General features: G+C 70.1%; 26 protein-coding genes. 6 read left to right on the forward strand and 20 right to left on the reverse strand.

Annotated elements, in window-relative coordinates:
- Nucleotides 1-148 precede the first annotated feature (148 nt).
- From ABZS61_RS30080 to ABZS61_RS30090, 3 genes are all read right to left on the reverse strand, one after another.
- Complete coding sequence (locus tag ABZS61_RS30080) at nucleotides 149-3,907, reverse strand: AAA family ATPase (protein ID WP_356428077.1); 3,759 nt, start codon at nucleotides 3,905-3,907, stop codon at nucleotides 149-151.
- Nucleotides 3,908-4,192: 285 nt separating this feature from the next.
- Nucleotides 4,193-4,405: a hypothetical protein gene (locus ABZS61_RS30085; protein WP_018551753.1), complete on the reverse strand. Its 213-nt coding sequence runs from the start codon at nucleotides 4,403-4,405 to the stop codon at nucleotides 4,193-4,195.
- A gap of 439 nt (nucleotides 4,406-4,844) precedes the next feature.
- Nucleotides 4,845-5,126, reverse strand: coding sequence for an acylphosphatase (locus tag ABZS61_RS30090; protein ID WP_356428079.1), 282 nt, complete (start codon nucleotides 5,124-5,126; stop codon nucleotides 4,845-4,847).
- Nucleotides 5,127-5,281: 155 nt separating this feature from the next.
- On the opposite strand from ABZS61_RS30090, the gene ABZS61_RS30095 reads away from it, so the two are divergent.
- Complete coding sequence (locus tag ABZS61_RS30095) at nucleotides 5,282-6,223, forward strand: CAP domain-containing protein (protein WP_356428082.1); 942 nt, start codon at nucleotides 5,282-5,284, stop codon at nucleotides 6,221-6,223.
- A 442-nt stretch (nucleotides 6,224-6,665) separates the two neighbouring features.
- Here ABZS61_RS30095 and mutM read toward each other — a convergent pair whose 3' ends face one another.
- From mutM to ABZS61_RS30140, 9 genes are all read right to left on the reverse strand, one after another.
- Nucleotides 6,666-7,523: a bifunctional DNA-formamidopyrimidine glycosylase/DNA-(apurinic or apyrimidinic site) lyase gene (gene mutM / locus ABZS61_RS30100; protein WP_356428085.1), complete on the reverse strand. Its 858-nt coding sequence runs from the start codon at nucleotides 7,521-7,523 to the stop codon at nucleotides 6,666-6,668.
- A 141-nt stretch (nucleotides 7,524-7,664) separates the two neighbouring features.
- Nucleotides 7,665-8,489, reverse strand: a complete 825-nt coding sequence (rnc, locus tag ABZS61_RS30105; protein WP_356428088.1) for a ribonuclease III — start codon at nucleotides 8,487-8,489, stop codon at nucleotides 7,665-7,667.
- 19 nt (nucleotides 8,490-8,508) lie between these two features.
- Nucleotides 8,509-8,682: a 50S ribosomal protein L32 gene (gene rpmF, locus ABZS61_RS30110; RefSeq protein WP_003965982.1), complete on the reverse strand. Its 174-nt coding sequence runs from the start codon at nucleotides 8,680-8,682 to the stop codon at nucleotides 8,509-8,511.
- A gap of 2 nt (nucleotides 8,683-8,684) precedes the next feature.
- The gene (locus ABZS61_RS30115) at nucleotides 8,685-9,350 is read right to left on the reverse strand and encodes a DUF177 domain-containing protein (RefSeq protein ID WP_356428091.1); all 666 of its coding nucleotides are present in this window, start codon (nucleotides 9,348-9,350) and stop codon (nucleotides 8,685-8,687) included.
- A gap of 135 nt (nucleotides 9,351-9,485) precedes the next feature.
- Nucleotides 9,486-10,622: a cell division initiation protein gene (locus tag ABZS61_RS30120; RefSeq protein ID WP_356428095.1), complete on the reverse strand. Its 1,137-nt coding sequence runs from the start codon at nucleotides 10,620-10,622 to the stop codon at nucleotides 9,486-9,488.
- Between the two features lie 97 nt (nucleotides 10,623-10,719).
- Nucleotides 10,720-11,199, reverse strand: a complete 480-nt coding sequence (gene coaD, locus ABZS61_RS30125; protein ID WP_329215035.1) for a pantetheine-phosphate adenylyltransferase — start codon at nucleotides 11,197-11,199, stop codon at nucleotides 10,720-10,722.
- Between the two features lie 26 nt (nucleotides 11,200-11,225).
- The gene (gene rsmD / locus ABZS61_RS30130; RefSeq protein WP_356428098.1) at nucleotides 11,226-11,810 is read right to left on the reverse strand and encodes a 16S rRNA (guanine(966)-N(2))-methyltransferase RsmD; all 585 of its coding nucleotides are present in this window, start codon (nucleotides 11,808-11,810) and stop codon (nucleotides 11,226-11,228) included.
- Between the two features lie 91 nt (nucleotides 11,811-11,901).
- Entirely contained in the window at nucleotides 11,902-14,115 is a 2,214-nt protein-coding gene (recG, locus tag ABZS61_RS30135; RefSeq protein ID WP_356428101.1) for an ATP-dependent DNA helicase RecG, read from the reverse strand.
- Nucleotides 14,116-14,164: 49 nt separating this feature from the next.
- Entirely contained in the window at nucleotides 14,165-15,787 is a 1,623-nt protein-coding gene (locus tag ABZS61_RS30140) for a DAK2 domain-containing protein (RefSeq protein ID WP_356428176.1), read from the reverse strand.
- A gap of 258 nt (nucleotides 15,788-16,045) precedes the next feature.
- Here ABZS61_RS30140 and rpmB point away from each other — a divergent pair, with 258 nt between their 5' ends.
- On the forward strand, nucleotides 16,046-16,231 hold the full coding sequence (rpmB, locus tag ABZS61_RS30145) for a 50S ribosomal protein L28 (protein ID WP_003965989.1): 186 nt from the start codon (nucleotides 16,046-16,048) through the stop codon (nucleotides 16,229-16,231).
- Nucleotides 16,232-16,317: 86 nt separating this feature from the next.
- Here rpmB and thiD read toward each other — a convergent pair whose 3' ends face one another.
- Nucleotides 16,318-17,124, reverse strand: a complete 807-nt coding sequence (gene thiD, locus ABZS61_RS30150) for a bifunctional hydroxymethylpyrimidine kinase/phosphomethylpyrimidine kinase (RefSeq protein ID WP_356428104.1) — start codon at nucleotides 17,122-17,124, stop codon at nucleotides 16,318-16,320.
- Nucleotides 17,125-17,134: 10 nt separating this feature from the next.
- Nucleotides 17,135-18,106 carry a thiamine-phosphate kinase gene (locus ABZS61_RS30155; RefSeq protein WP_356428106.1) on the reverse strand — a complete coding sequence of 324 codons (972 nt, stop codon included), beginning with the start codon at nucleotides 18,104-18,106 and terminating at the stop codon, nucleotides 17,135-17,137.
- 320 nt (nucleotides 18,107-18,426) lie between these two features.
- Between ABZS61_RS30155 and ABZS61_RS30160 the strand changes: the two genes are divergently transcribed.
- Nucleotides 18,427-18,660, forward strand: coding sequence for an Lrp/AsnC ligand binding domain-containing protein (locus ABZS61_RS30160; protein ID WP_056791028.1), 234 nt, complete (start codon nucleotides 18,427-18,429; stop codon nucleotides 18,658-18,660).
- Nucleotides 18,661-18,680: 20 nt separating this feature from the next.
- Nucleotides 18,681-19,172, forward strand: coding sequence for a DUF3515 domain-containing protein (locus tag ABZS61_RS30165; RefSeq protein WP_356428110.1), 492 nt, complete (start codon nucleotides 18,681-18,683; stop codon nucleotides 19,170-19,172).
- A gap of 9 nt (nucleotides 19,173-19,181) precedes the next feature.
- Here the strand turns inward: ABZS61_RS30165 and ABZS61_RS30170 are convergent, their stop codons facing one another.
- Genes ABZS61_RS30170 through ABZS61_RS30180 form a run of 3 tightly spaced genes read right to left on the reverse strand, consistent with a single transcriptional unit; the run spans nucleotide 19,182 to nucleotide 22,172 of the window.
- Nucleotides 19,182-20,378: a D-alanine--D-alanine ligase family protein gene (locus tag ABZS61_RS30170; protein WP_356428113.1), complete on the reverse strand. Its 1,197-nt coding sequence runs from the start codon at nucleotides 20,376-20,378 to the stop codon at nucleotides 19,182-19,184.
- 34 nt (nucleotides 20,379-20,412) lie between these two features.
- Complete coding sequence (locus ABZS61_RS30175) at nucleotides 20,413-21,423, reverse strand: NAD(P)H-dependent glycerol-3-phosphate dehydrogenase (protein WP_356428116.1); 1,011 nt, start codon at nucleotides 21,421-21,423, stop codon at nucleotides 20,413-20,415.
- Nucleotides 21,420-22,172, reverse strand: coding sequence for a lysophospholipid acyltransferase family protein (locus ABZS61_RS30180; RefSeq protein ID WP_356428120.1), 753 nt, complete (start codon nucleotides 22,170-22,172; stop codon nucleotides 21,420-21,422). The genes ABZS61_RS30175 and ABZS61_RS30180 overlap by 4 nt, the downstream gene beginning before the upstream one ends.
- A 150-nt stretch (nucleotides 22,173-22,322) precedes the next feature.
- Between ABZS61_RS30180 and cofC the strand changes: the two genes are divergently transcribed.
- Nucleotides 22,323-23,006, forward strand: coding sequence for a 2-phospho-L-lactate guanylyltransferase (cofC, locus tag ABZS61_RS30185; protein WP_356428123.1), 684 nt, complete (start codon nucleotides 22,323-22,325; stop codon nucleotides 23,004-23,006).
- Between the two features lie 10 nt (nucleotides 23,007-23,016).
- Nucleotides 23,017-23,220 (forward strand): hypothetical protein, encoded by a 204-nt coding sequence (locus ABZS61_RS30190; protein ID WP_351172167.1) that lies wholly within the window; start codon nucleotides 23,017-23,019, stop codon nucleotides 23,218-23,220.
- An 80-nt stretch (nucleotides 23,221-23,300) separates the two neighbouring features.
- Here the strand turns inward: ABZS61_RS30190 and ABZS61_RS30195 are convergent, their stop codons facing one another.
- The 3 genes from ABZS61_RS30195 to leuD all read right to left on the reverse strand — a co-directional run bounded on the left by ABZS61_RS30195 (nucleotide 23,301) and on the right by leuD (nucleotide 25,026).
- Nucleotides 23,301-23,957 (reverse strand): HU family DNA-binding protein, encoded by a 657-nt coding sequence (locus ABZS61_RS30195; protein ID WP_356428126.1) that lies wholly within the window; start codon nucleotides 23,955-23,957, stop codon nucleotides 23,301-23,303.
- A 143-nt stretch (nucleotides 23,958-24,100) separates the two neighbouring features.
- Nucleotides 24,101-24,328, reverse strand: a complete 228-nt coding sequence (locus ABZS61_RS30200) for a hypothetical protein (RefSeq protein ID WP_329207005.1) — start codon at nucleotides 24,326-24,328, stop codon at nucleotides 24,101-24,103.
- A gap of 104 nt (nucleotides 24,329-24,432) precedes the next feature.
- Nucleotides 24,433-25,026, reverse strand: a complete 594-nt coding sequence (gene leuD / locus ABZS61_RS30205) for a 3-isopropylmalate dehydratase small subunit (RefSeq protein WP_356428129.1) — start codon at nucleotides 25,024-25,026, stop codon at nucleotides 24,433-24,435.

The raw sequence follows: 25,026 nt of genomic DNA on the forward strand, positions 1-25,026 counted from the left end.
TGTTCAAGTCTCGAAGTCAAGATTCGAACGGAAGCTAGGAAGTACGGACAACCACACACTCCCACCCAAAAGGTGCGTTGAAGTGTTGAAGTTATGGTAAAAATGGCGTGCCCTTGTGTACCCACGGTCCGCCCGTCCATGCAGGTCCTCAGCGGAGCCGCTGGCTGATCACCTTCGAGACTCCGTCGCCCTGCATCGAGACGCCGTACAGCGCGTCGGCGACCTCCATCGTCCGCTTCTGATGCGTGATCACGATGAGCTGTGAGCTCTCCTGGAGCTCCTCCATGATCCGGATCAGACGCTGCAGATTGGTGTCGTCGAGCGCCGCCTCGACCTCGTCCATCACATAGAACGGGCTCGGCCTCGCCTTGAAGATCGCGACCAGCAGGGCAACGGCCGTAAGGGATCTCTCCCCGCCCGACAGCAGCGACAGCCGCTTGACCTTCTTGCCCGGCGGCCTGGCCTCGACATCGAGTCCGGTCGTCAGCATGTTGTCCGGGTCGGTGAGGATGAGCCGGCCCTCACCACCGGGGAAGAGCCGGGAGAAGACACCCTCGAACTCACGCGCGGTGTCACGGAACGCCTCGGTGAACACCTGCTCGACCCGCTCGTCGACCTCCTTGATCACCTGCATCAGATCGGCGCGGGTCTTCTTCAGGTCCTCGAGCTGCTCGGAGAGGAACTTGTGCCGTTCCTCGAGCGCGGAGAACTCCTCAAGGGCGAGCGGATTCACCTTCCCGAGTTGCTGATACGCCCGTTCGGCCGCCTTCAGCCTCTTCTCCTGCTCCGCCCTGACGAACGGCTTCGGCTGGTTACGGGGGTGCTCCGGATCCTCCGGAAGCTCCTCGCCCTCCGCCGCGGGGGACGGCGGCACGAGCTGGCCGGGGCCGTACTCGGCGGCCAGACCGGCCGGCTCCACGCCGAACTCCTCCAGCGCCTTCGTCTCCAGCTGCTCTATCCGCAGCCGCTTCTCGGCCCCGAGCACCTCGCCGCGGTGCACCGAGTCGGTCAGCCGGTCGAGCTCGCCCTTGAGGTCACGGCCCCGGTTGCGTTCGGCCGCCAGCTCACGCTCACGCCCGGCCTTCGCGGCCTCGGCCGAAACCCGCTCCTCCTCGGCCCGGACGACGGACACCTCGACGTGCGCGAGCAGCTGACGGGCTCCGGAGGCCACCGCGGAGGCCACCGCGGCCTCGTGACGCATCCGGGCGCGGCGCTGCTCCGCGCGGGTCCTGGCCTCACGCTCGGCGCGCGCCCCGCGATCGAGCGCCTCGGCACGCCCTGCGAGTCCCTTGACCCGTTCCTCGTGGGTACGGACCTGGAGCCGCGCCTCCATCTCGGTCTGGCGTGCGTTCGCGCCGTCGGCGGCGAGCCGGTCCCGTACGGCGGTGTCGGGCTCCTCCTCCACCGGGGTCTCCTCTGCGACGAGCAGCCGCTCGCTCAGCTCCTCCGCCTCCTCGGTGGCACGCTCCAGCGCCTCCTGTGCCCGCGCCGCGGACGCGGTCGTGCGCTCGGCCTCCCCGGCTGCGCCACGGGCCTGCCCGGCCAGGCGGCCGAGTTGCTGGGCCACCCCGGACTTCTCCCGTTCCGCGGCACGGCGCCGTTCCCCCAGCTCCTCCACACGGGCGGCGCCCTCGCTGCGCAGAGTGCCCGCACGCTGCTGCGCTCCGGCGAGCTCCTCGCACCGCACGGCCAGCTCGGCCAGCTCGGCCGCGGCCTCGTCGACGGAGGCCTGCACCTCCAGAAGGCTGGGCGCCCCGGCGGACCCTCCGTGCGCGAAGTGCGCTCCCAGCACGTCGCCCTCGCCGGTCACCGCGGTCAGGCCCGGGTGGGCGGCGACCAGGTCCTCGGCGTCCTCCAGCGTGCCGACGACGACCATGTCGCGTACCAGCCGCCGTACGGCCACCATCAGTTCGGCGGGCCCCTGCACGAGCTGGGCGACGGACGGTGCAGGAGCTGCCCCCATCCGGTCGGCGGACGCGACGGCCGCGTCCGGACCGACCGCGGACACCAGGGCCGACGCCGGATCGGCCGGCGCCGGAACGGTCCGCCCCGGCTGCGCGGCCTGCCCGGTGGCCGGGTGCCCGGGTGCACCGGGCTGCCCGCCCTGCCCGGGCACGAGCCCTGCATGGTGCTCCGTACCGTCGGCCGCGCCGGACGCCTGGCCGGGCAGGTGTCCCGCAGCGGCCCCCGCACCTCCGAGCAGCAGCGCCGCGCGGCCCGCGTCCTGCTTGCGCAGGAGACGGATCGCGTCCGCCGCCGTCGCCGGGTCCGTCACCGCGATGGCGTCGGCCGCCGCCCCCAGTGCCGCTGCCACAGCGACCTCGTACCCCGGAGCCACCGTGAGGAGTTCCGCGGCCGGGCCGAGCAGGCCCGACAGCCGGTCGCCCGCGCCGAGCAGCACGCCCGTGCCGTCCTTGCGGCGCAGTCCCAGCGAGAGCGCCTCGTGGCGGGCGGCGAGCGCGGCACGCTTGCGCTCCGCCGACGTGGCCGCCTCCCGGGCCTCGCCGAGTGCGGCCTCGGCCCCGGCCAGCTCCCGCTTGGCGGCCTCGTGCTGTTCCGCCAGTTCCGCGTCGCCCGCGTCCAGACCGTCGACTTCGGCCTTGAGCTGTTCGTACTCCTCCTGCGCGGCGACCGCCCGCTCGCGTGCCTCGTCCCGCGTCGCGGTGAGCCTGTCGATCTCGGCCTGCGCCGAACCGGCGCGGCTGCGGGCAGCGTTGACCTGGCCGTTCAGCCGGGCGAGGCCTTCGCGCCGGTCGGCGATGGCGCGGGCTGCGTCCCGGAGTCTGCGCTCCTCGGCGGCCAACTCGCGTTCCAGCTCGGCCCGGTGCGCGGTGGTGTCCTCCAGCGCGTGTTGTGCCGCCTCCAGCGCGGCCTCCAGCTCCGCCTCCTGCTCGCGGATCCGGGCGGCCTCGCGCTCCATGTCCTCGGGGTCCCGGCCGCGCCGCTCCTCCTCCGGTGCGGCGGACGCGCTCTTCACGCGCGCGTCGGCGAGCGAGATCGTGCCCCGTACGCGTTCGGCCAGCTGCGAGAGTTCGTACCAGGTCTGCTGGGCCCGCTGCAGCCTCGGCGCCAGCCGCCGTACCTCGTCCTCGAGGTCGGCCTCGCGGGTGAGCGCCGCCTTGAGCTCGGCCTCGGCCTTCTCCCTGCGCAGCTTGAGCGCGGCCTCGTCGGCGATCTCGCCGCGCAAGGCGTCGTGCAGCCCGACCAGATCGTCGGCGAGGAGACGCAGCCGCGCGTCACGCAGATCTGCCTGGATGACGGCGGCACGGCGGGCGACGGCGGCCTGGCGGCCCAGCGGTTTGAGCTGGCGCCGCAGTTCGTCGGTCAGGTCCTGCACCCGGGCGAGGTTGGCTCCCATCGCCTCCAGCTTCCGCAGCGCCTTCTCCTTGCGCTTGCGGTGCTTGAGGACGCCGGCCGCCTCCTCGATGAAGGCGCGGCGCCCCATCGGATCGGCGTGCAGTACGGAGTCCAGGCGCCCCTGCCCGACGATGACATGCATCTCGCGGCCGATACCGGAGTCCGAGAGGAGTTCCTGGATGTCGAGCAGCCGGCAGGTGTCGCCATTGATCTGGTATTCGCTGCCGCCGTTGCGGAACATGATCCGGGTGATCGTCACCTCGGCGTACTCGATGGGCAGCGCGCCGTCGGAATTGTCGATGGTCAGCGACACTTCCGCGCGGCCGAGCGGTGGTCTGCCGGTGGTTCCGGCGAAGATCACGTCTTCCATCTTGCCGCCGCGCAGGCTTTTGGCCCCCTGCTCACCCATGACCCAGGAGAGCGCGTCCACCACATTGGATTTGCCGGACCCATTGGGACCGACGACGCAGGTGATCCCCGGTTCGAACCGCAGGGTCGTGGCGGAAGCGAATGATTTGAAACCACGCAGGGTCAGGGCCTTGAGGTGCACGCCGCCGGACTCTACCTTTCACTCTCGGTTTCGCTGATGAAGGTGCAGGGCACATCAGACGGTAAGCGAAGAGCGATAGATCCGGGACGGGCCGGGGGGCAAAGAAAGAAGGGACGCCGAGGCGTCCCTTGTTAATCGTATGCAGTCCTGCGTGACGGATCGCGAACGGACCGGATCACAAGCAATCCATGGTGCTTCCGGACGACGATCCGTGACGAAGACATTCCAGTGGTGATCCCGTACGGCTGCCACGTGCAGCCCGACCGGCCCCGAAAGGGCCATCGGTCAGGTCAGCGCGGGCTCCGCCTGGGGTACGTCGATGTCGATGCTGTCGAGCAGCGACTCTTGGTGCTGGGCGGCGGCGTTGAGCGCGTCGTTCTCGTCCTGGATCCGTACGAGCTCGGATTCCAGGTCCTGGACGCGCTGCTGGAGCCGTCGCATCTCGGCGAGGAGTCGCGGATCGGAACCGCCGACGTAACCGAGAAGCGCCTTTGCCATGATGGATGGTCCTCCACACTGAGTGACCGACCGATGCGGTGTGGGTCGTGAGGGAATCGCACCCGCGGTGCTCGGCAGTGCTCTGTCTCCACTGCGGTTCTGCTGCCAAACAGCTCTGCCAAACAGCTAAGGTGCGCGGGGTTTTCAGCGTCTCACCAAAAAGTTTGACGGTCAACACGATCACACCCCGTTGAGGCGGGTGTCCCGGGGGTGCGCGGCCGGACGATCATGCGGCGCGACTCTCCTGCGGGGTCCCGAGGGGCGTGGAGATCTTCGTCAATGCCGCAGCCTGGCATGACATGACGTTCTTGGCAACCATGCTCCGCCGAAGGGTTCTTTCGCAGGTCATTTCGGGTGCGGGGCCCTCGACGACCGGCTCGGTCACCCCTCGCCGCAGCCCGGATACGGAGCGGATCCGCAAGCCCTTTCGTCGCCCCGGTCAGCGGATTGCGAATCCCTCATATCCACCGCGCGGCGTGTCCCAGATCTCAGTGACGCCGTCCACGCGGCCGGGTGTGTCGTCGGAGCCCAGCCAGTCGAGCAGACGGTGGCAATTCTCACGTGCACCTTCGGCAACAACCTGCACTCTGCCGTCGTCGAGATTGAGGGCAAAGCCGGTGAGGCCTCCGATCTCCAAAGCATTTGCCCTGGTGAACCAGCGGAACCCTACTTGCTGTACTCGGCCGCGTACCCAGACGACGAGTCGTGCATCTTCGCTCATGCCCGAACGCTAACCGGCCAATTGCTCAACGAGCACGTCGCCCCTTTACGCCATGGCGTACAGTCCCCTCGCAATAGCCTCACCCGAACGGGTGAGATCGACAGCGAACACGGTGACGTCGCAGTGACGCCCGGAGCACGAGGAAGGCACAGCGCATGGGACGCCATCGACGCTCGGGCGCAGCCCCCGCCGCTGACCAGCACACAGCGGGCGGGACAAGCGGGCACCGCGGCAACCGCCGCAAGAAGCGGGTCTCGGCGCCCCTGCGCACCGGACTGCTCGGCGTGTCCGCGGCCGTGGCCGTCGGCGCGGTCGCCGTCGCGTCGGGCCTGCTGCCCGGCGGTGACACCTACAGCGTGAGCGGCGGCCCCGCCGCCGACCAGGTCCGCGCGGGCGGTGCCCCGGACCTGCTGACGCAGGGCGGTTCCTCCGCCACGCCGACCGACCGCACCTCGGAGTCCGCGTCCGCCCAGGCCGGACGAAGCAGCGTGCGCCCCACGGCGCCGTCGAAGTCCGCCTCGGCCACTCCGACGAAGAAGCCGTCCGCCACCGCCTCGAAGCCGGCGGCCAGGAAGGCCGACAAGCCGACGAAGAAGCCGGAGCGCACCAAGGCTCCGGCCACGGAGTCGAAGAAGCCTTCGAGCCCGGCCACCAAGGCCCCGGCCGCCCCGAAGAAGCCGTCAGCCACTCCGAGCCGCGCGACCACGGCCCCGACGGCCGACACCTCCGCACAGGCCGCCGTGCTCGCCCTGGTCAACCAGGAGCGCGCGAAGGTCGGCTGTCGCCCGGTCACCGCCAGCGCCTCGCTCACGGCGCTCGCCCAGAACTTCAGCGAGGACATGGCAGCCCGCGGCTTCTTCGGCCACACCGACCCCGACGGAGCGACCCCCTGGGACCGCGCCGACAAGGCGGGTGTGGAAGGCCTCGGGGGCGAGAACATCGCCCGCGGCCAGGCCGACGCGCAGGCCGTGATGGACGCCTGGATGAACAGCGACGGCCACCGCGCGAACATTCTCAACTGCGACTACACGACGCTCGGCGTGGGTGTGCAGCGCGGTTCCGGCGGCCCGTGGTGGACGCAGGACTTCGGCTTCTGAGAGAGCCCGCAGGTCAGTGAGCCGCAGGTCGGTGGATAAGGAAGCCTCCGTGGCTGTCCGCGCGTAGAAGTGCCTCAGTGAGGGCTGCCCGGTGCCCCGGACGAACGGGACACCGGGCAGCCCTTTCTGGCGAAGCCCGTGCGTTCAGCGCCGGTGAGCGTCCGCATGCCGCGCCTGACCGACCACCTCGCGGATGGTGCCGGCGACCGGCCGGGGCTGTTCGACGCTGATGCCGTGACCGCTGCGGGTGTCGGTGATGTGCCGGGCGTGGAGCTCGGAGGCCAGGCTCTGCTGGACAGATGGATGCTGCGGCCGTTCGGGACTCGTCCACCTCGTGCAGGGCCGGCTGCCTGAGGTGCTCGACGCACCGCGCGGACGCGTCGACGGGGCACGCGGGCCCGAGAGCCGCCCCAGCCCGTGCGCGGCGGACTGCCTGAAGCCCTCAGCCCGTACGCGGCGGACGCTGGCAACGTGGGCAGAAGTAGCTGGAGCGGTTCATCCAGGGGCGACGGCGCATCGGTGTGCCGCAGCGGTGGCACGGCTGGTCCTCGCGTCCGTACGCGTCGAGCGACCGGTCGAAGTAGCCGGACTCGCCGTTCACGTTGACATAGAGGCTGTCGAAGCTGGTGCCGCCCTGATCGAGCGCCTCGTGCATCACCGCCCGGACATGGCCGAGCAGCTCCGCCGACTTCGGCCGGTTCAGGGTGGCGGTGGGCCGCTCGTAGTGCAGGCGGCTGCGCCAGAGCGCCTCGTCCGCGTAGATGTTGCCGACCCCGCTGATCAGGGACTGGTCGAGCAGGGCGCGTTTGACCGTCGTACGGCGCAGGCGCAGCGCCGTGTGGAACGCGGCGTCGTCGAAGGCCGGGTCGAGGGGGTCGCGCGCGATGTGTGCGATGACGTCGGGCAGTCCGTCGGGAGTGTTCTCGTGGAGCGAGAGCCCGCCGAAGGTCCGCTGGTCGACGAAGCGCAGCTCGGTGCCGAGGTCGTCGTCGAAGCGGATCCTGATCCGCAGGTGCTTCTCGTCGGGGGCCTGCCCGGGCTGCACCAGCAGCTGACCGCTCATGCCGAGGTGACCGAGCATGGAGGAGGACACCTCCTCCAGCGGCACCCAGAGGTACTTGCCGCGGCGCATCGCCGTGCCGAAGCGCCGGCCCGTCAGCCGGGCGGCGAAGTCCGGCCCGCCCGCCAGGTGCCTGCGGACCGCCCGCGGGTGCAGGATCTCGACCTCGTCGACGGTCCGCCCGGTGACCCAGCGCTCCAGACCGCGCCGGACGACTTCGACCTCGGGCAGTTCGGGCACGGCGCTCCTTCGAAGACGTGACGTCGGAAGACAGGGCATCAGAAGACAGGACGGCAGAAGACAGGACGGCCGGCGGTGGAAGACGGCGGAGGACATCGAAAACCCCCCGGTGCGCCAGGCACCGAGGGGCTGTCGGATGGTTCAGGCCGGAGTGGCGTCCGTGTTCGGCGACGGGTCGGCAGGGGTGTCGACGACCCCTGCGTCGGCAGAAGCCTTCTCTGCCGTCTCCCGCGCTTCTGCGGCGGCGCTGATCTCGCGCCAGGCGGATTCTGCCGCCTGCTGCTCCGCTTCCTTCTTGCTACGGCCGGTGCCGGTGCCGTACGAGACACCACCGACGCGAGCAGCAGCAGTGAAGGTCTTCTCGTGATCGGGGCCGGTCTCCGTGACGAGGTACTCGGGAACTCCGAGGCTCTCGCTCGCGGTGAGCTCCTGGAGACTGGTCTTCCAGTCCAGGCCGGCTCCGAGGTTGGAGGACCTGTCGATCAGCGGGTCGAAGAGCCGGTGAACCAGCTCCGAGGCCACGCCGAGGCCCTGGTCGAGATAGACGGCGCCGATCACCGCTTCAAGGGTGTCGGCGAGGATGGAAGCCTTGTCCCGGCCACCCGTGCCCTCTTCACCGCGGCCGAGCCGGATGAAGGAGCCGAGTTCGAGGCCGCGGCCCACTTCCGCAAGTGCACGCGAGTTGACCACCGCGGCCCGCAACTTGGCCAGCTGGCCTTCGGGCAGGTCGGGGTGGGTGCGGTACAGCGTGTCCGTGACCACCAGGCCGAGCACCGAATCCCCGAGGAATTCGAGCCGCTCGTTGGTGGGCAGACCGCCGTTCTCGTACGCGTACGAACGGTGGGTCAGCGCACGCACCAGAAGGGCGGACTCGAGGTGGTACCCGAGCCGCCCTTCCAGAAGCGTGTGGGACGAGGCTGTGTTGACGTTGTCTGCCTGCTTCTTGGCGCTGGACAACTCAGACATCGGGCCTCTCACCAGCCGCTCAGACCTCGAGGACCTGGCGCTTGTTGTAGGTGCCGCAGCTCGGGCACGCAATGTGCTGGAGCTTCGGCTCCTGGCAACGCTCGCACGAAACCAGGGTGGGGACCGCAGCCTTCCACTGCGACCGGCGGTGGCGCGTGTTGCTGCGCGACATCTTCCGCTTCGGAACAGCCACGGCTACTTCTCCTGCTTCTCGTCGACGCCAGGTTCGGCGCCGCCCATGTTGTCCTTCTCGCCGTCCTGAACGGTCTCGGCGAGTCCTTGCAGTGCCGCCCAACGGATGTCGGCGACGTCGTGGTGGTGGTCCGGATTCTCGTCCAGCCTGATCCCGCATTCGGAACACAGACCGGCACAGGTCTCCTTGCACACCGGCTGCAGCGGCAGTGCGAGCACCACCGCGTCACGCAGCACAGGCTCGAGGTCGAACGAGTCGTCCTCGAGAAAGAACCTGTCCTCGTCGTCCTCGGCGTCGTCGACCGGGTCCGCAGTCCTGCTGCGGTTCCGGTCATCGGCGTCAGGGTACGAGAACATTTCCTGGAAGTCCGCTTCGACCTTGAGGGTCAGCGGCTCCAGACACCTTACGCACTCCCCCTCGGCCGTCGCACGGGCGGTGCCTGTGACGAGCACCCCTTCCATGACCGATTCGAGGCGGAGGTCCAGCACCAGGGGCGCGTTCTCCGGAACTCCGACGACCCCGTCGATGCCGAGGTCCTTCGGTGCTTCCGCCGTGCGGGTCAGCCGCTTCTGGGTACCCGGACGCCGGCCCAGCTCGCGCGTATCGAACACGAGAGGGCTGCGGTGGTCGAGGTGGCCGTTCAGGGCTTTTCCTGCTTTCGAGATCATGTGCGTGGTTCTGCTTCGGGGAAGCTGCCCCTGTCCTCAGGAAAGAGGGCAGCCGGGATCGCGGAATACGCGCGACCGAAGAGCCAGGATACTGGACGTACCGCCCAGCACCCAATCCGGTACGGACCGCTCCGGTCAGCGGCCCTGTTCGTACCGGCGCAACTGCTCCAGGTCGATCATGCTGGTGTCGAAGAGGCTGGTCTCGTCGAGCGCGCTCTCGCCCTGCTGAGCCGGCACCTGGGCCTGCTGCGGCCAGTACTCCTGCTGCTGCTGGTTGGGGTCGTAGCCCTGCTGCTGGTAGGCCGCGTACGGGTCCTGCTGCTGGTAGCCGTAGCCCTCCTGCTGGACCGGCTGGTCCTGGTAGGCGTACGTCTGCGCGTACTGCGGCTCCGGCTGCGCCTGCACGGGGAACCCGGACTGCGAGGGGTCCTGGTAGTCCGGGACCGTGCCGTCCTGATAGTCGGCCACCGGCGCGTAGCCCGGCTGCGCGGGCTCCGCGTACAGGGGCTGCCCGGGTGCGTGCTGCGGTTCGGGGGTGGAGAGCTCGGCCAGGCCCGCCCAGTGGTCCTCGTCGCTGGTGCGCTGGTGGCCGCCCGCGGCGTCCTGGGCCGCCATGTGCGCGCCGAGGTCGTCGGTGGCGACGCGGCCGTGCAGTTTCTGCCGGCCGCGGCCGACGGCTTCCAGGGTCTTGGCGAGCACGGCCTCGAAGGCACCGAGCTTGGTGTCGACGTAGTCGTCGGCGCGCCGGCGAAGCGTCTCGGGGTCCGCGCTGCGCTCGGGTGCCTCGGTGAAGTCCGGGTCCTCGTAGCCCTGCTCGTCGAGCCCTTCGCTGCGGCCCAGGAGCTTCTCCCGGCCGCGGTCGACGGAACCGATCGTCTTGGTGAGGACGACCTCGAAGTTGGCGAGCTTGCTGTCGACGTACTCGTCGGCCTCGCCGCGGACCTCGTCGGCCTCCCTGCGGGCCTCGGAGAGGATCCGGTCGGCCTCCGCCTGGGACCGCCGGGCGATCTCGGTGTCGGAGACCAGCGAGCCTCGCTGGGCGTGGGCCGACTCGATGATCCGTTCGGCCTCCTGCCGGGCCTGCTCCACGAGCTGCTCACGGCCGCCGATGAGCTCCTCGGCGTGTGCCAGCGAGCCGGGCAGCGCCTCGCGCACCTCTTCGAGCATCGCGAGCAGCTCGGCGCGGTTGATCACACAGGACGCCGACATGGGCATGGCACGGGCGTTCCCGACCGTTTCGACGATCTCGTCGAGCTTCTTCTGCACGTCCACCGTGTGCTCGCCACTCTCTGCTGCTGTTGGAGACGGACGGGACGACTGTAAGGCCAGTCGCCTGCCGTCCGACACCTGGTGACGGACGGTCAGCACGTCACTTCTGGCCGAGGCGCTCCACGAGGGCCTCGTGGACGGACGGCGGCAGCAGGTGCGAGACGTCGCCGCCCCAGGTCGCCACCTCCTTGACCAGGGAGGACGACAGGAAACTGTAGGTGGGATTGGTCGGCACGAAGAGTGTCTCGACCCCCGAGAGCCCGTTGTTCATCTGGGCCATCTGCAGCTCGTAGTCGAAGTCGCTGACGGCCCGCAGGCCCTTCACGATCGCCGGGATGTCTCGCTGCTTGCAGAAGTCGACCAGCAGGCCGTGGAAGGACTCGACCTCGACGTTGCCGAAGTCCGCGGTGACCTCGCGGATCATCTCGATCCGCTCCTCGACCGTGAACAGTCCGTTCTTGGACTGGTTGATCATCACCGCGACGTGCACGACGTCGTACAGCTTCGAGGCTCGGCCAATGATGTCGAGATGTCCGTTGGTGATGGGGTCGAACGACCCCGGACAGACGGCGCGGCGCAACGTGGTTCCCTCGCTCTCCGATGCGGTCATCGTGCGTCTTCGCACGTAGAGGCGGCGCGACCGTACCAAAGCGTTCCCTCGCCGTAGCGACGGGCCCGCAGTGGCTCGAATCCTGTCGGCCAGCTGAATTCTCCGCCTCGTGTGCTGCGTTCCACCGTGACGAGAGCATCGTCGCTGAGCCACCCCTGAGCACGGAGTGTGAGCAGTATCTCGCCAAGATCGCCATCGGTGACGGCGTACGGCGGGTCCAGGAACACCACGTCGTAGGGATCCGCGGGCGCCGGTCCTGTCACGATCTGCTCGGCTTTGCCCGGTCGAACTTCGGCGCCCGGCAGACCGAGGGTGCGGACGTTGTCACGGACGGTGCGCAGGGCCTTGGCGTCGGCCTCCACGAGCAGTGCGTGGACCGCACCTCGGGAGAGCGCCTCGAGGCCGACGGCGCCGGAACCCGCGTAGAGATCGGCGATGCGGATGCCGTCGAGAGTGCCCAGGAGCGCTTCCCAGGTGGAGAACAGGCCCTCGCGCGCCCGGTCGGACGTGGGGCGGGTGCCGGTGCCGGGCGGGACGGCCAGGCGGCGTCCGCCGGCCGAGCCGGCGATCACGCGGGTCATGGGTGTCTGGTCCTCGGGTCGCGGGCAGCACGCAGGACGGGACGCGTGCCGTGCTCCCCACGATATGGCGTCGGTGCCGATCCGGCCCTGGTCACCCCTTGTCGAGGTACTCCTCCCGGTCCTTGTCCAGGAGCGCGTCCAGCGCGATGCGCAGCTCGGGGAGCCGTTCCAGCGCGGGGTCGTCCGCGACGACGCGGACGGCCTCCTCGCGGGCCGCCGCGATGACCTCCTCGTCGTCGATGACGCTGAGCACGCGCAGGGAGGAGCGGACGCCGGACTGGGCCTGGCCGAGGACATCGCCCTCGCGGCGCTGTTCGAGGTCGATCCGGGAGAGCTCGAAGCCGTCGAGGGTGGCTGCGACGGCGGAGAGCCTGGCCCGGGCGGGACTCGCCTCATGGGCCTCACTGACCAGCAGGCAGAGGCCGGGGGCCGAGCCTCGCCCGACGCGGCCGCGGAGCTGGTGCAGCTGGGAGACGCCGAAGCGGTCGGCGTCCATGATCACCATTGCGGTGGCGTTCGGGACGTTCACCCCGACCTCGATGACGGTGGTGGCGACAAGGACGTCGACCTGCCCGGCGGCGAACCGGCGCATCACGTCGTCCTTGTCGTCGGGGTGCATCCTGCCGTGGAGCACCTCGACCCGCAGAACGGTGAGCGCGCCCTTGCGGAGCTGCTCGGCGATCTCCAGCACGGCGAGCGGCGGACGCTTCTCGTCGTCGTCCTCCGGAACGGCCTGCTTCTTCCCCTTCTTCTTCTCCGCGGCCTCGTCGGCGTCGTCCCCGATGCGGGGGCACACCACGTACGCCTGGTGGCCGTTCTCCACTTCCTCGCGGACGCGTTCCCAGGCGCGGCTGAGGAAGTGCGGCTTGTCCTTGGCGGGGACGACATGGCTGGCGATGGGTGAGCGGCCGGCCGGGAGCTGGTCCAGGACGGAGGTCTCCAGGTCCCCGAAGACGGTCATCGCGACGGTACGGGGAATGGGTGTGGCGGTCATGACCAGCAGGTGCGGCGGCTGCTTGCCCTTGGAGCGCAGTGCGTCGCGCTGTTCCACGCCGAAGCGGTGCTGTTCGTCGACGACGACCAGACCGAGGTCGTGGAACTGCACCTTGTCCTCGATCAGCGCATGGGTGCCGATCACGATCCCGGCCTCGCCGGTGACCAGGTCGAGCAGGGCCTGGCGGCGGGCCGGGACGCCCATGGAGCCGGTGAGCAGGACCACTTTCGTGCCCCGGTCGGAGCCGCCGAGCATGCCGCCTTCCGCGAGCTCGCCCATCATCTCGGTGATGGACCGGTGGTGCTGCTGGGCGAGCACCTCGGTGGGTGCCAGCATCGCGGCCTGGCCGCCCGCGTCGACGACGGTGAGCATGGCGCGCAGGGCGACCATCGTCTTCCCTGAGCCGACCTCGCCCTGCAGCAGCCGGTGCATCGGGTGCTCGGTGGCCAGGTCGCCGAAGATCTCTCCGGTGACCTTCTGCTGGCCTTCGGTGAGGGTGAAGGGCAGCTTGGCGTCGAAGGCGTCGAGCAGTCCGTCGGGGACGGATCGGCGGGCCACCGCCGGAAGTTGTGTGTCCGCGTATCGGCGGCGGGCGAGCGCGACCTGGAGGACGAAGGCCTCGTCCCACTTCAGCCGGTCTCGCGCGGCCGCGATGTCCGCCTTGGTGTGCGGACGGTGGATCTTGAGCAGCGCCTCGGGCAGCGGGACGAACCCGCGCCCCTCCCGGAGTGCTGCGGGCAGCGGGTCGACGGCCTCCTGTGCGCTCGGCAGGACGGTGTCGACCGCCTTGGCGATCCGCCAGGAGTCGAGCTGCTTGCAGGCGGGGTAGATCGGCAGCAGCTGCCCGGCGAAGGCGTCCACGGCGTCGGTCGCCTCGTCCTCGTCCTGGGCGTCGAGGAGTTGGTAGGTGGGGTGGGCGAGCTGCATCTTCCGGTTGAAGACGGAGACCTTGCCGGCGAACATCGCGCGTCGGCCGGGGAGCAGCTCCTTGTGCGGTTTGTGGACACCGTGTCCGAAGAAGACGAGCTGGAGTCTGCCGCTGCCGTCGGTGAGGGTGACTTCGAGGCGCTTGCCGCGGCCGTTGTTGAACATCATGACCCGCGCATCGGCGACCTGTGCGACGACCGTCACGTGCTCGTCCAGCGGGAGCTCGGTGAGCGCCGTGAGGCGGCCCCGCTCCTCGTAGCGCCGGGGGTAGTGGTGCAGCAGGTCGCCGACCGTGTGCAGGTCGAGGTGTTCGGCCATCACCTTCGCGGTGGCTCCGCCGAGCAGCTTCTTGAGGGGTTCATCGAACGCGGACACGCGATCCATTGCACACCACGGCACCGACAAATGTCGCCGGGCGCCGCACCGGGACCCGCTACTCGACGCCGATCAGCAGGGGTGCCGCCTGGTGGCCGCCCCGGTAGATCACCGTGTCCACGGCCAAGTAGCCCTCGCGGACGTGCTCCTGCAGGGCGTCGGCCAGGGTGTCGGGGACGTCCTCGCCCAGGACCAGCGTGACGAGTTCGCCGCCCGCCGACAGCATCCGGTCCAGGACGGTCCGGGCCGTGCCGGGGACGTCCTCGCCGATGACGGCGACGTCCCCGTCGATCAGGCCGAGGATGTCGCCCGCCTGGCAGATGCCGGCCATGGTCCACGACTGCCTTTCGGCGACGGCGAGTTCGGCGTACCGGGTGGCGCCGGCGGCCGCGGTCATCGCGACGACGTCCTCGTCGAAGCTGCGGTCGGGTTCGTGTACGGCGAGCGCGGCGATGCCCTGGACGGCGGCGCGGGTGGGGATCAGGGCGACGCGGACGCCCTCGGCCCTGGCCTGTTCGGCGGCTGCCGCCGCGGTGTGGCGCAGTTGGGCGTCGTTGGGCAGCAGGACCACCTCGCGGGCGTGGGCCCGGCGGATCGCGTCGACCAGTTCGCCGCTGGCCGGCGGCTCGCCGGGGCGTGCGAGCACCGTGGTCGCCCCGGCCTCCGTGCACAGGCCGGACAGCCCGTCTCCGGGGACCACGACGACGACGCCGCGCTGGGCGGGTTCGAGGTGGGCGCGGACCCGGTCGGCGGCGAAGTGCGTGATCCGGATCCGGTACGGCCGGCCGGCCTCGACGCCCGCCTCCACAGCGGCTCCGGCGTCGTCGACATGGACGTGGACGTTCCACAGGCCGTCGCCGCCGACCACGACGAGGGAGTCGCCCAGCGCGTCCAGTCGGCTCCGCAGCCGGTCGACGGCTGCGTCGCGGGCCTCCAGCAGGTAGATCACCTCGAAGGCGGGACCACTGTCCGGTCCTTCCTGGGCGCAGTCGCCGGTCAGGGGCAGGACGTCGGGGGCCACCTTCGGCGTGCGCGCAGGTGTCTGCCCGCCGACCGCTTCGAGCAGCGCCCCGAGCACGGTCACGAGGCCTTGCCCACCCGCGTCCACGACGCCCGCCCTGCCGAGGACGGCGAGCTGTCCGGGGGTCGCGGCCAGTGCCGTGCGCGCGCCTTCGTACGCGGCGTCGAGCACGGCGGTGAGGTCTGCGGTGCCCGCGGTGGCCCCGGCGGCATCGGCGGCGGCGCTCGCGACGGTCAGCACGGTGCCCTCCACGGGGTGGGCGACGGCCCGGCGGGCGGCGGTGGCGGCCTCGGCCAGGGCGGTGCGCAGGTGATCCGCGTCACCCGCCTCGGCGAGCACTCCCGCCATGCCGCGCAGCAGCTGGGCCAGGATCGTGCCGGAGTTCCCGCGGGCGCCGATCAGCGCGCCGTGCGCCATCGCCCGTACGGCGTCGGCGGCGGCGGGCACGGTGGAGCCGGTCTCATGGGCCGCGAATACCGCTTCGACGGCTGCCGCCGCGGACTCCACGGTCAGGTAGAGGTTGGTGCCGGTGTCCCCGTCGGCGACGGGATAGACGTTGATGGCGTCGATCGCCTCGCGCTCGCGGCCCAGGGCTTCCAGCGCCAGTGAGCACCAGGTGCGCACCGCGACGGCGTCCAGATCGTCGGGGGACTGCGGCACCGTGTGGTCCTCCTTGAGGCGGCCGAGGGGGGCGGACTGCACCGCAGAGTAGCCCTCGCCCGGAGCACCGGGCCCGGACAGGGGCGGGCGGGACGGACCTGCGGTCCGTGGTAGTTTCGTATCTCCGAAGCAGGCGTTGTATGCTGCTTCGGTTGCCCGGCGAGAGTCGGGCCATTCCTCCGGTACCGCCACTTCAGTCAAATGAATCCGGCGCGCCGGAATTCACTGTAAGTGCATCTGAAGTCTTTGGAGTGACCCGTGGCTGCCAACTGCGACGTTTGCGGCAAGGGGCCGAGCTTCGGCAACAGCATTTCGCACTCGCACCGCCGTACGTCCCGTCGCTGGAATCCCAACATCCAGCGCGTGCGTGCCGTGGTCGGTCGGACGCCGAAGCGGCTCAACGTCTGCACCTCGTGCATCAAGGCCGGCAAGGTCGCGCGCTGACGTTCCCGTCGTAGCGCAGCCTTCCGGTTGCCCAAAAAGCCGGTCCACCTCGGTGGACCGGCTTTTTGCTGTGCTCCGCCCCGCGCTCAGCGGGCGCGGGTCCGCCAGCCGTGGTCGACGGGGCCTATCCCTCCGCCCAGCGCGAAGCCTGCTTCGATCGCGCCGGTGACGTACGCCTTCGCGCCCCGTACGGCTGTCGGCACGTCGTGGCCCTTGGCGAGTCCGCACGCGATCGCCGAGGCCAGGGTGCAGCCCGTGCCGTGGGTGTGCCGGTTGTCGTGCCGCGGCGCCCGCAGCCAGTGTTCCTCGCTGCCGTCCGTCAGCAGGTCCACGGCCTCGCCCGGCAGATGTCCGCCCTTGATGACCACCCAGCGCGGCCCGTAGGAGAGCACCTCGGCGGCGGCCAGCCGCATGCCCCGCGCGTCGGTGACCGTGATCCCGGTGAGCTGGGTCACTTCGTCGAGGTTCGGGGTGGCCACCGTCGCGGTCGGCAAGAGTTTCGTCCGTACGGAATCGAGGGCCTCGGCGGCCAGCAGCGCGTCCCCGTGCTTGGAGACCCCGACGGGATCGACGACGACAGGTGCGTCCGTCCCCGCCAGGAGGCCGGCGACGGCGTCGACGAGCGCGGCCGAGGACAGCATGCCGGTCTTCACGGCCTGGATGCCGATGTCGTCGACGACACTGCGGTACTGGGCGCGTACGGCTTCCACGGGAAGGTCCCAGGCCCCCTGGACGCCCAGCGAGTTCTGGGCGGTGACAGCGGTCAGGACACTCATTCCGTGCGTCCCGAGGGCCAGCATCGTCTTGAGGTCGGCCTGGATGCCCGCACCGCCGCCGGAGTCGGATCCGGCGACGGTGAGCACTCTGGGCGGAACAGCGGTCGGTATGGCCATGCCCCGGAATCTACTGGGCTTCCTCGATGGAACCGAAGTGGTCCCAGCCGCCCTTGCTCGTCCAGGGCGCCCCGTCGACGGTGACCTGGGGCAGCGCGGAGGGGTTGAGGACCTCGCCGATCACCTTCCAGCGGGCGGGGAGCTTCACGTCCTGGGGGAACGTCGCCACGATCGCGTGGTCCTCTCCCCCGGTGAGCACCCACTGCAGCGGGTCGACGCCGACGGCCTGTCCGATGTCGGACATCTGCGAGGGGATGTCGATCAGTCCGGAGCGCAGATCGATCCTGACCTTGCTGGCCTCAGCGATGTGTCCGAGGTCGGCGACGAGGCCGTCGCTGACGTCGGTCATGGCGGTGGCGCCGAGCCCGGCCGCCGCGGGGCCCGCGTGGTAGGGCGGTTCGGGCCGCCGGTGGGCCTCGACGAAAGCGCGTGGCGAGCGGAAGCCGCGGGAGAGCACGGCGAATCCGGCGGCCGACCAGCCGAGCCAGCCGGTGACGGCGACGACGTCGCCGGGCCTGGCACCGGACCGGGTGACGGGTTCGTGGTTGCGCAGATCGCCGAGTGCGGTGATCGCGACGGTGATGGTGTCGCCGCCGACGACATCGCCCCCGACCACGGCGGCGCCGGCGACCTGGCATTCGTCACGCAGCCCGTCCATCAGTTCGGCGGCCCAGGTGACCGGGAGGTCGGCGGGTACGACGAGGCCGAGGAGCAGTGCCGTGGGCACGGCGCCCATGGCCGCGATGTCGGCGAGGTTCTGTGCGGCGGCCTTGCGGCCGACGTCGTACGCGGTCGACCAGTCGCGGCGGAAGTGCCGCCCTTCCAACAGGATGTCCGTACTGGCCACGACCCTGCGGTCGGGAGCGGCCACGACCGCGGCGTCGTCGCCGGGTCCCAGCCGTACCGCCGGAGTGGTGGTGAGCCGGGAAGTGAGCTCTCTGATGAGCCCGAACTCCCCCAACTCGCCCACGGTTCCCTTCACCGAGTCTCACCTCTCATTTATCGCACCGGACACCTGTCCGGGCTGCTTCAGCGGCCGGAGGTCCGGACCGTGAACGGGCCGTCGACGGGAGCCGGTGGCCCCGGGACGTACGGGCATCACTGTCCCCCTTCTGCACCGGTGGGCTTGCGGTCGCGCGCCCTTGCTGCTGTCGGTACCGTCAAGAGATACGTCAACTTCTGTGCTGTGTACGCCACGCTGTGGACGTCAACCGGCCCGCAGGTCTCCCCGCGGCCCGCGGCAACGCGATAACGTGGCGTCCCTTTCCCCCACATGATCCTCGTGGCCGCCCTGGAGGTTCCGTGGTACAGGCGTACATCCTTATCCAGACCGAGGTGGGCAAGGCGTCGATCGTCGCCGAGACCATCGCAAAGCTCCCGGGAGTGATTCAGGCAGAGGACGTCACAGGCCCTTACGACGTGATCGTGCGCGCGCAGGCCGACACGGTCGACGCGCTCGGCCGCATGGTGGTCGCCAAGGTGCAGCAGGTGGACGGCATCACACGAACCCTGACCTGCCCGGTCGTCCACCTCTGACCCCCTATTACGCTGGTCCGGTGACGCACACCCGCCGCCGGTCCCACCGATCCGCACTTCTCGCCGCGCCCGCCGCCGCCCTGCTCGTCCTGGCCGCGGTGGGCTGCTCCTTCGGCGGCGCTCGCCTCTCGGTCACGGTTCCCACGCCGTCGCCGGAGGCCGCAGCGTACTGCGAGGCGCTGCACGAGGAGCTGCCGAAGACCATTACCGGTCTCGAGCGGAGTGATCCCGGACCGGATTCCGTGCTGACCGCCGCCTGGGGGGACGGGGCGATCGTACTGCGCTGCGGAGTCCCCCGGCCCGCGAAGATGGACGATGTCCAGTCCGAGGCGATCGACGCGGACGGCGTCAACTGGCTGCTGGAGCAGCGGGATGACGCCGGTCCGCGGTTCACGACCACCTACCGCAAGGCGTATGTCGAGGTGACGCTCGGGGCGGAGTACGCCCATGACGCCACCCCTCTGTCGGCGTTCGCCGCGCCGGTCAGGGCCACGGTGCCCGACAGTCTCTAGCCCACGGGGTCAGCGCAGTCCGGTGGAGCGGTTCAGCGCGGACTGGATCAGCCGGTCCACCAGCTCCCGGTAGTCCACGCCGCTCTCCTGCCACATGCGCGGGTACATGGAGATCGGCGTGAAGCCCGGCATGGTGTTGATCTCGTTGATGACGAACGTGCCGTCCTCGGTGAGGAAGAAGTCGGCGCGCACCAGTCCCTCGCAGGAGGCGGCCTCGAAGGCTTCGACGGCGAGGCGCTGGACCTCGGCGGTCTGCTCCTCGGTGAGCGGGGCGGGCACCAGGCCGGCCGCCGAGTCGATGTACTTGGCCTCGAAGTCGTAGAAGTCGTGCGAGGTGACCGGCGGGATCTCGGCGGGGACGCTGGCGCGGGGCCCGTCCTCGAACTCCAGCACGCCGCACTCGATCTCGCGGCCGCGCAGCAGGGACTCCACGAGGAACTTGGGGTCGTGCCTGCGGGCTTCCTCGACGGCCTCGTCGAGACCGGCGGCGTCGTCGACCTTGGTGATGCCCATGGAGGAGCCACCGCGGGCGGGCTTCACGAAGAGCGGCCAGCCGTGTTCGGCGGCGAACTCCATGATGCGCTTGCGGGCGGCGGGGCGGTCCGACTCCCACTCCCGGGGGCGGACGACCTCGTACGGGCCGACCGGCAGCCCGAAGGAGGTGAACACCCGCTTCATGTACTCCTTGTCCTGGCCGACGGCCGAGGCGAGCACACCCGCGCCGACGTACGGCACACCGGAGAGCTCGAGGAGCCCCTGGAGCGTGCCGTCCTCGCCGTACGGGCCGTGGAGCATGGGGAAGACGACGTCGACCTCGCCGAGGGCCGTGGGTACCGCACCGGGTTCGCTGAGGACGACCTCGCGGCTGCCCGGGTCGACGGAGAGCGCGACGACTCCCCGCGCGGACTCGGTCAGCTGGTCCACCTCGGGGACCTTGCGGTCCGTGATGGCCATACGGGCCGGGTCGTCGGCCGTGAGGGCCCAACGTCCGTCCCTGGTGATGCCGATCGGCAGGACGTCGTACTTCGTCCGGTCGATGGCGCTCATGATGGCACCGGCCGTGACGACCGAGATGCCGTGTTCGGAGCTCCGGCCGCCGAACACGACGGCCACGCGCGGCTTGCGGCCCTGCTCGGAGCTCTGCTCGGAGCTCTGCTCGGAGCTCAGGGGGCTCTCAGGGCTCTGGGGGAGGTTCTGGCTGCTCATATCGCGACGAGCGTACCTGCTGGTAGGGCTCGAGTCAGCGCCGCTCGGGCTTGGCGCTGCGCGACATCAGCTCCTTGACCGCGACCACGGGCGGCTTGCCCTCGTGGACGATACCGACGACCGTCTCGGTGATGGGCATGTCGACGCCGTGCCTGCGCGCCAGATCGAGCACCGACTCACAGGACTTGACTCCCTCGGCCGTCTGGCTGGTGGCGGCGACGGTCTCCTGGAGTGTCATCCCCCGGCCGAGGTTGGTGCCGAAGGTGTGGTTGCGGGACAGCGGGGACGAGCACGTGGCCACGAGGTCGCCGAGGCCGGCGAGTCCGGAGAACGTCAGCGGGTCGGCGCCCATGGCGAGGCCGAGGCGGGTGGTCTCGGCGAGGCCGCGGGTGATGAGCGAGCCCTTGGTGTTGTCGCCGAGGCCCATGCCGTCGGCGATGCCCACGGCGAGACCGATGACGTTCTTGACGGCGCCGCCGAGTTCGCAGCCGACGACGTCGGTGTTGGTGTACGGCCGGAAGTACGGGGTGTGGCAGGCGGCCTGGAGTCGCTGGGCCACGGATTCGTCCGAGCAGGCGACGACCGCGGCCGCGGGGCGGCGTTCGGCGATCTCCTTGGCGAGGTTGGGTCCCGTGACGACGGCGATACGGTCCGCGGCGACCCCGGTGACGTCCTGGATGACCTCGCTCATCCGCTTGGCGGTGCCGAGTTCGACACCCTTCATCAGCGAGACGAGAACCGTGCCCGGTTCCAGGTACGGGACCCAGTCGGCGAGGTTGGCGCGCAGCGTCTGCGAGGGCACGGCCAGGACCGCGAAGTCGGCGCCGCGCAGCGCCTCTGCGGCGTCGGTGGTGGCCCGGACCGAGGCGGGGAGCTCAATTCCCGGCAGATAGCCCGGGTTGGTACGGGTCGTGTTGATGGCGTCGGCCACTTCGGCGCGGCGGCCCCAGAGGGTGACCTCGCAGCCCGCGTCCGCCAGGACCATGGCGAAGGCCGTACCCCATGAGCCGGTTCCGAAGACGGCTGCCTTTGCGGGGTGCGTCACGTGGGTCCCTTTCCCTCTGCCTTGCGCCGCTGTTCAGCACGGGCCTTGCGGTGATCGTAGAGCTCGGTGGGTGCCTTCTCGCCGCGTACGTCCTCCAGCTGTGCGGTGACCGCGGCCATGATGACCTCGGTGGCGCTGCGCAGCACCTCCGGCGTCGGCTCGAGGCCGTGGAAGCGGGAGAGGTCGACCGGCGGTCCCGCCTGGACCGTGAGGGTCTTGCGGGGGAACAGCCGGAGCTTGTTGTCCTCGGCGTAGGGCGGCATCGCGAGGTTGGCGCCCCACTGGGCGACGGGGATGACGGGGGCCTTGGTCATCAGGGCGACGCGGGCGGCTCCGGTCTTGCCGGCCATCGGCCACATGTCGGGGTCCCGGGTGAGGGTGCCCTCCGGGTAGAAAGCGACGCATTCGCCCCGCTCGATGGCGTCGACGGCGGCGCGGAAAGCGTCCAGCGCGTTGTTCGTCTCACGGTATACGGGGATCTGTCCGGTGCCGCGGAGCATCATTCCGACAAAGGGGGTCCTGAACAGTCCCGCTTTTGCGAGGAGCCGCGGTACCCGGCCGGTGTTGTACTGGAAGTGACCGTACGAAAGCGGGTCCAGATACGAGTTGTGATTGACCGCTGTGATGAATCCGCCATCGGCCGGAATGTGTTCCATTCCCCGCCAGTCGCGCTTGAACAGAACCACCAGGGGCGGTTTTGCGATGACCGCCGCCAGGCGGTACCAGAAGCCGATTCTACGGCGGGGCACTCGGACGCCTTCCTCTAGGAACTGACCTGCTGCCTGGCTCGTGGCGGTGACGTCTCGCCCCCAGGCCGCTTCTGTGTGGAGAACACCGTACGCCTCGCCTGCGGGGGCGACCCTCCGGGTTGTCGTACCGGCAGGCGAGAATAAGTCCTGATGCGCACGGAGGGGGAGATCGCCACGAACACCGACCCGACCGAGACCTGGTCCCTGGTCGTCCCGCTGAAACCTCTCGCGCGGGCCAAGAGCCGGTTGGGGCGGGCGGCGGGTGAGGAACTCCGGCCCCTGTTCGCCCTGGCGTTCGCCCAGGACACGGTGTCCGCCGCACTGTCCTGCCGGGCCGTACGGGATGTGGTGGTCGTCACGGACGACCTGAGCGCGGGGGCGGCGCTGGCCGCGCTCGGCGCCCGCGTCGTGGCCGACGCACCGGCGGCCGGGCTGAACGCGGCGCTGGAGTACGGGGCGCGGTCCGTGCTCGCGCGGCGTCCCGGCGCCGCGGTGGCCGCCCTCAACGCGGATCTGCCCGCACTGCGCCCGGAGGAATTGGCGCGGGTGCTCGAATTCTCCGCGGCATTTCCGCGCGCATTTGTCACCGATACGCAGGGAATCGGGACCACATTCCTGTCGGCGGCACCCGGGGTGGAATTGCGGCCGGCCTTCGGCGGACCGTCCGCGGCACGGCACCGGGCGTCGGGGGCCGAGGAGATCTCGCTGCCCGGCCTCGACTCCGTGCGCAGGGACGTGGACACGGGCGGGGATCTGGACGTGGCCATGGCCCTCGGAGTGGGGCCGTACACCGCTCGGCTGCGGACCTCGGTGGCGCCGGCCGGGGACCGATAGGCTGCCGTTCATGCAGGCGACCTCGTTCACGTACGACTCCGAGACCCGCACCGGCAGCGTGCTTCTCGACGACGGCACCCCGGTGGACTTCGATGCCGCCGCCTTCGACGCGGGCAGCCTGCGGCTGCTGCGTCCGGGCCAGCGCGTACGGCTCGAGACGGAGGGCGAGGGGGCGTCCCTCCGGATCACCCTGGTGACCCTGCAGACGCTGTGAACGGCTCCTGACAGCCCGCGGGCCGGGCTCCCCGGAGGGAGCCCGGCCCGGCGCGTATGAGAAGCGAGCGTTGCCCGGTCTCACTTCTTGCGTGCGGTGACCTTCTTGGCTGTGGTCTTGCGCGCGGTGGTCTTCTTCGCGGGCGCCTTCTTCGCCGTGGTCTTCTTGGCGGGTGCGGTCTTGGCGGCCACGGTCTTCTTCGTGGCCGTCGCCTTCTTGGCCGGGGCCGTCTTCTTCGCAGCCGCAGTGGTCTTCTTGGCCGTGGCGGTGGTCTTCTTCGCCGTGGTCTTCTTCGCTGCGGGCGTGGCCTTCTTGGCCGCGGCGGTCGTCTTGCGCGCGGTGGTGGCCTTCTTGGCGGTGGCCTTCTTGGCCGCGGCCTTGGCCGTCGTACGGGTGGAAGAACCGCCGGAGAGGCTGCCCTTGGGGGCCTTCTTCACGGCCACGTCGTTCTTGGGGAGCTTCTTGGAGCCGCTCACCAGGTCCTTGAACCCCTGTCCCGCGCGGAAACGCGGGACGGACGTCTTCTTGACCCGCACGCGCTCACCCGTCTGCGGGTTGCGGGCGTACCGGGCGGGGCGGTCGACCTTCTCGAACGAGCCGAAGCCGGTGACCGATACACGGTCCCCCGCGACAACCGCACGGACGATCGCGTCGAGTACCACATCGACCGCGTCCGCGGCCTGCTGGCGGCCGCCGACCTTGTCGGCAATCGCTTCTACGAGCTGCGCCTTGTTCACGTCTTCCCCTTCGGAGACATCGCCGGAACGAAACTGTTCTGGCTTTTTCGCACGTTAGGCAGATATATACCGCAAATCAAACACGAAACGGGCTAATCACCCTAGTGCCGCAACGAAGTCGACCGCTGCGCTGTTCCGCAGAGTCAGTCACCTTCGGGGAATCGGCCCTCGTCGAGGTCCTTCATCAACCGGTCCAGACGCCTTGCCGCGTCCGGAAGATCGTGCTTAGCCGCGGCCGTGACGACCAGCAGCTTCCGGGACAGCGCCATCCTTACGCCCTCCGGGACTTGCAGTGTGCGCACCCTTGCGTGCGCTTCCTTCAATCGGTCGGCGACTTCGCCATAGAGCTCGAGTTGGCTGTCGCGTCCCATGCACCGATTGTGCCATCTGGGGCGAGTTGTCGCCCGAGGGGGTCTCAACAAGCGACTGCGCCCCCTGCCGGAAGGCAGGGGGCGCAGTTCGGGAAAAGCGCTGCTCAGGCGTCAATTGTGCGCGGCTTATGGGACGGCCTGGCCGCCTCGTAAGTCGCAATGTCCCCTTCGTTCTGAAGGGTGAGGCTGATGTCGTCGAGCCCGTTCAACAGTCGCCAGCGGGCGTTCTCGTCGAGCTCGAAGTCGGCGGTGATTCCCTCGGCGAGAACCTGCCGCTTCTCCAGGTCAACGGTGATCTCGGCCGTCGGATCGGCCTCCGACAGGTCCCACAGCGCGTCGACGACCTTCTGGTCGAGGACGACGGTCAACAGACCGTTCTTCAGCGAGTTGCCGCGGAAGATGTCGGCGAACCGGGAGGAGATGACCGCCTTGAAGCCGAAGTTCTGCAGGGCCCAGACCGCGTGCTCGCGGGACGAGCCGGTGCCGAAGTCGGGGCCGGCCACCAGTACGGAGGCGCCACTGCGCTCGGGCCGGTTGAGGACGAAGTTCTCGTCCTTGCGCCAGGCCTCGAAGAGCCCGTCCTCGAAGCCGTCGCGGGTGACCTTCTTCAGCCAGTGCGCGGGGATGATCTGGTCGGTGTCGACGTTGCTGCGGCGCAGCGGGACGGCCCGGCCTGTGTGTGCGGTGAATGCTTCCAT

Source organism: Streptomyces sp. NPDC005566 (assembly GCF_040605575.1).
GTDB lineage: Bacteria > Actinomycetota > Actinomycetes > Streptomycetales > Streptomycetaceae > Streptomyces.

Bases quoted from the DNA above. Each gene is read 5' to 3' on its own strand.
- ABZS61_RS30085 (WP_018551753.1), bottom strand. From the start codon at position 4,405: ATGGCAAAGGCGCTTCTCGGTTACGTCGGCGGTTCCGATCCGCGACTC.
- ABZS61_RS30090 (WP_356428079.1), bottom strand. From the start codon at position 5,126: ATGAGCGAAGATGCACGACTCGTCGTCTGGGTACGCGGCCGAGTACAG.
- ABZS61_RS30095 (WP_356428082.1), top strand. From the start codon at position 5,282: ATGGGACGCCATCGACGCTCGGGCGCAGCCCCCGCCGCTGACCAGCAC.
- rnc (WP_356428088.1), bottom strand. From the start codon at position 8,489: ATGTCTGAGTTGTCCAGCGCCAAGAAGCAGGCAGACAACGTCAACACA.
- ABZS61_RS30115 (WP_356428091.1), bottom strand. From the start codon at position 9,350: ATGATCTCGAAAGCAGGAAAAGCCCTGAACGGCCACCTCGACCACCGC.
- rsmD (WP_356428098.1), bottom strand. From the start codon at position 11,810: ATGACCCGCGTGATCGCCGGCTCGGCCGGCGGACGCCGCCTGGCCGTC.
- recG (WP_356428101.1), bottom strand. From the start codon at position 14,115: ATGGATCGCGTGTCCGCGTTCGATGAACCCCTCAAGAAGCTGCTCGGC.
- thiD (WP_356428104.1), bottom strand. From the start codon at position 17,124: ATGGCCATACCGACCGCTGTTCCGCCCAGAGTGCTCACCGTCGCCGGA.
- ABZS61_RS30170 (WP_356428113.1), bottom strand. From the start codon at position 20,378: ATGAGCAGCCAGAACCTCCCCCAGAGCCCTGAGAGCCCCCTGAGCTCC.
- cofC (WP_356428123.1), top strand. From the start codon at position 22,323: ATGCGCACGGAGGGGGAGATCGCCACGAACACCGACCCGACCGAGACC.
- ABZS61_RS30190 (WP_351172167.1), top strand. From the start codon at position 23,017: ATGCAGGCGACCTCGTTCACGTACGACTCCGAGACCCGCACCGGCAGC.
- ABZS61_RS30200 (WP_329207005.1), bottom strand. From the start codon at position 24,328: ATGGGACGCGACAGCCAACTCGAGCTCTATGGCGAAGTCGCCGACCGA.
- leuD (WP_356428129.1), bottom strand. From the start codon at position 25,026: ATGGAAGCATTCACCGCACACACAGGCCGGGCCGTCCCGCTGCGCCGC.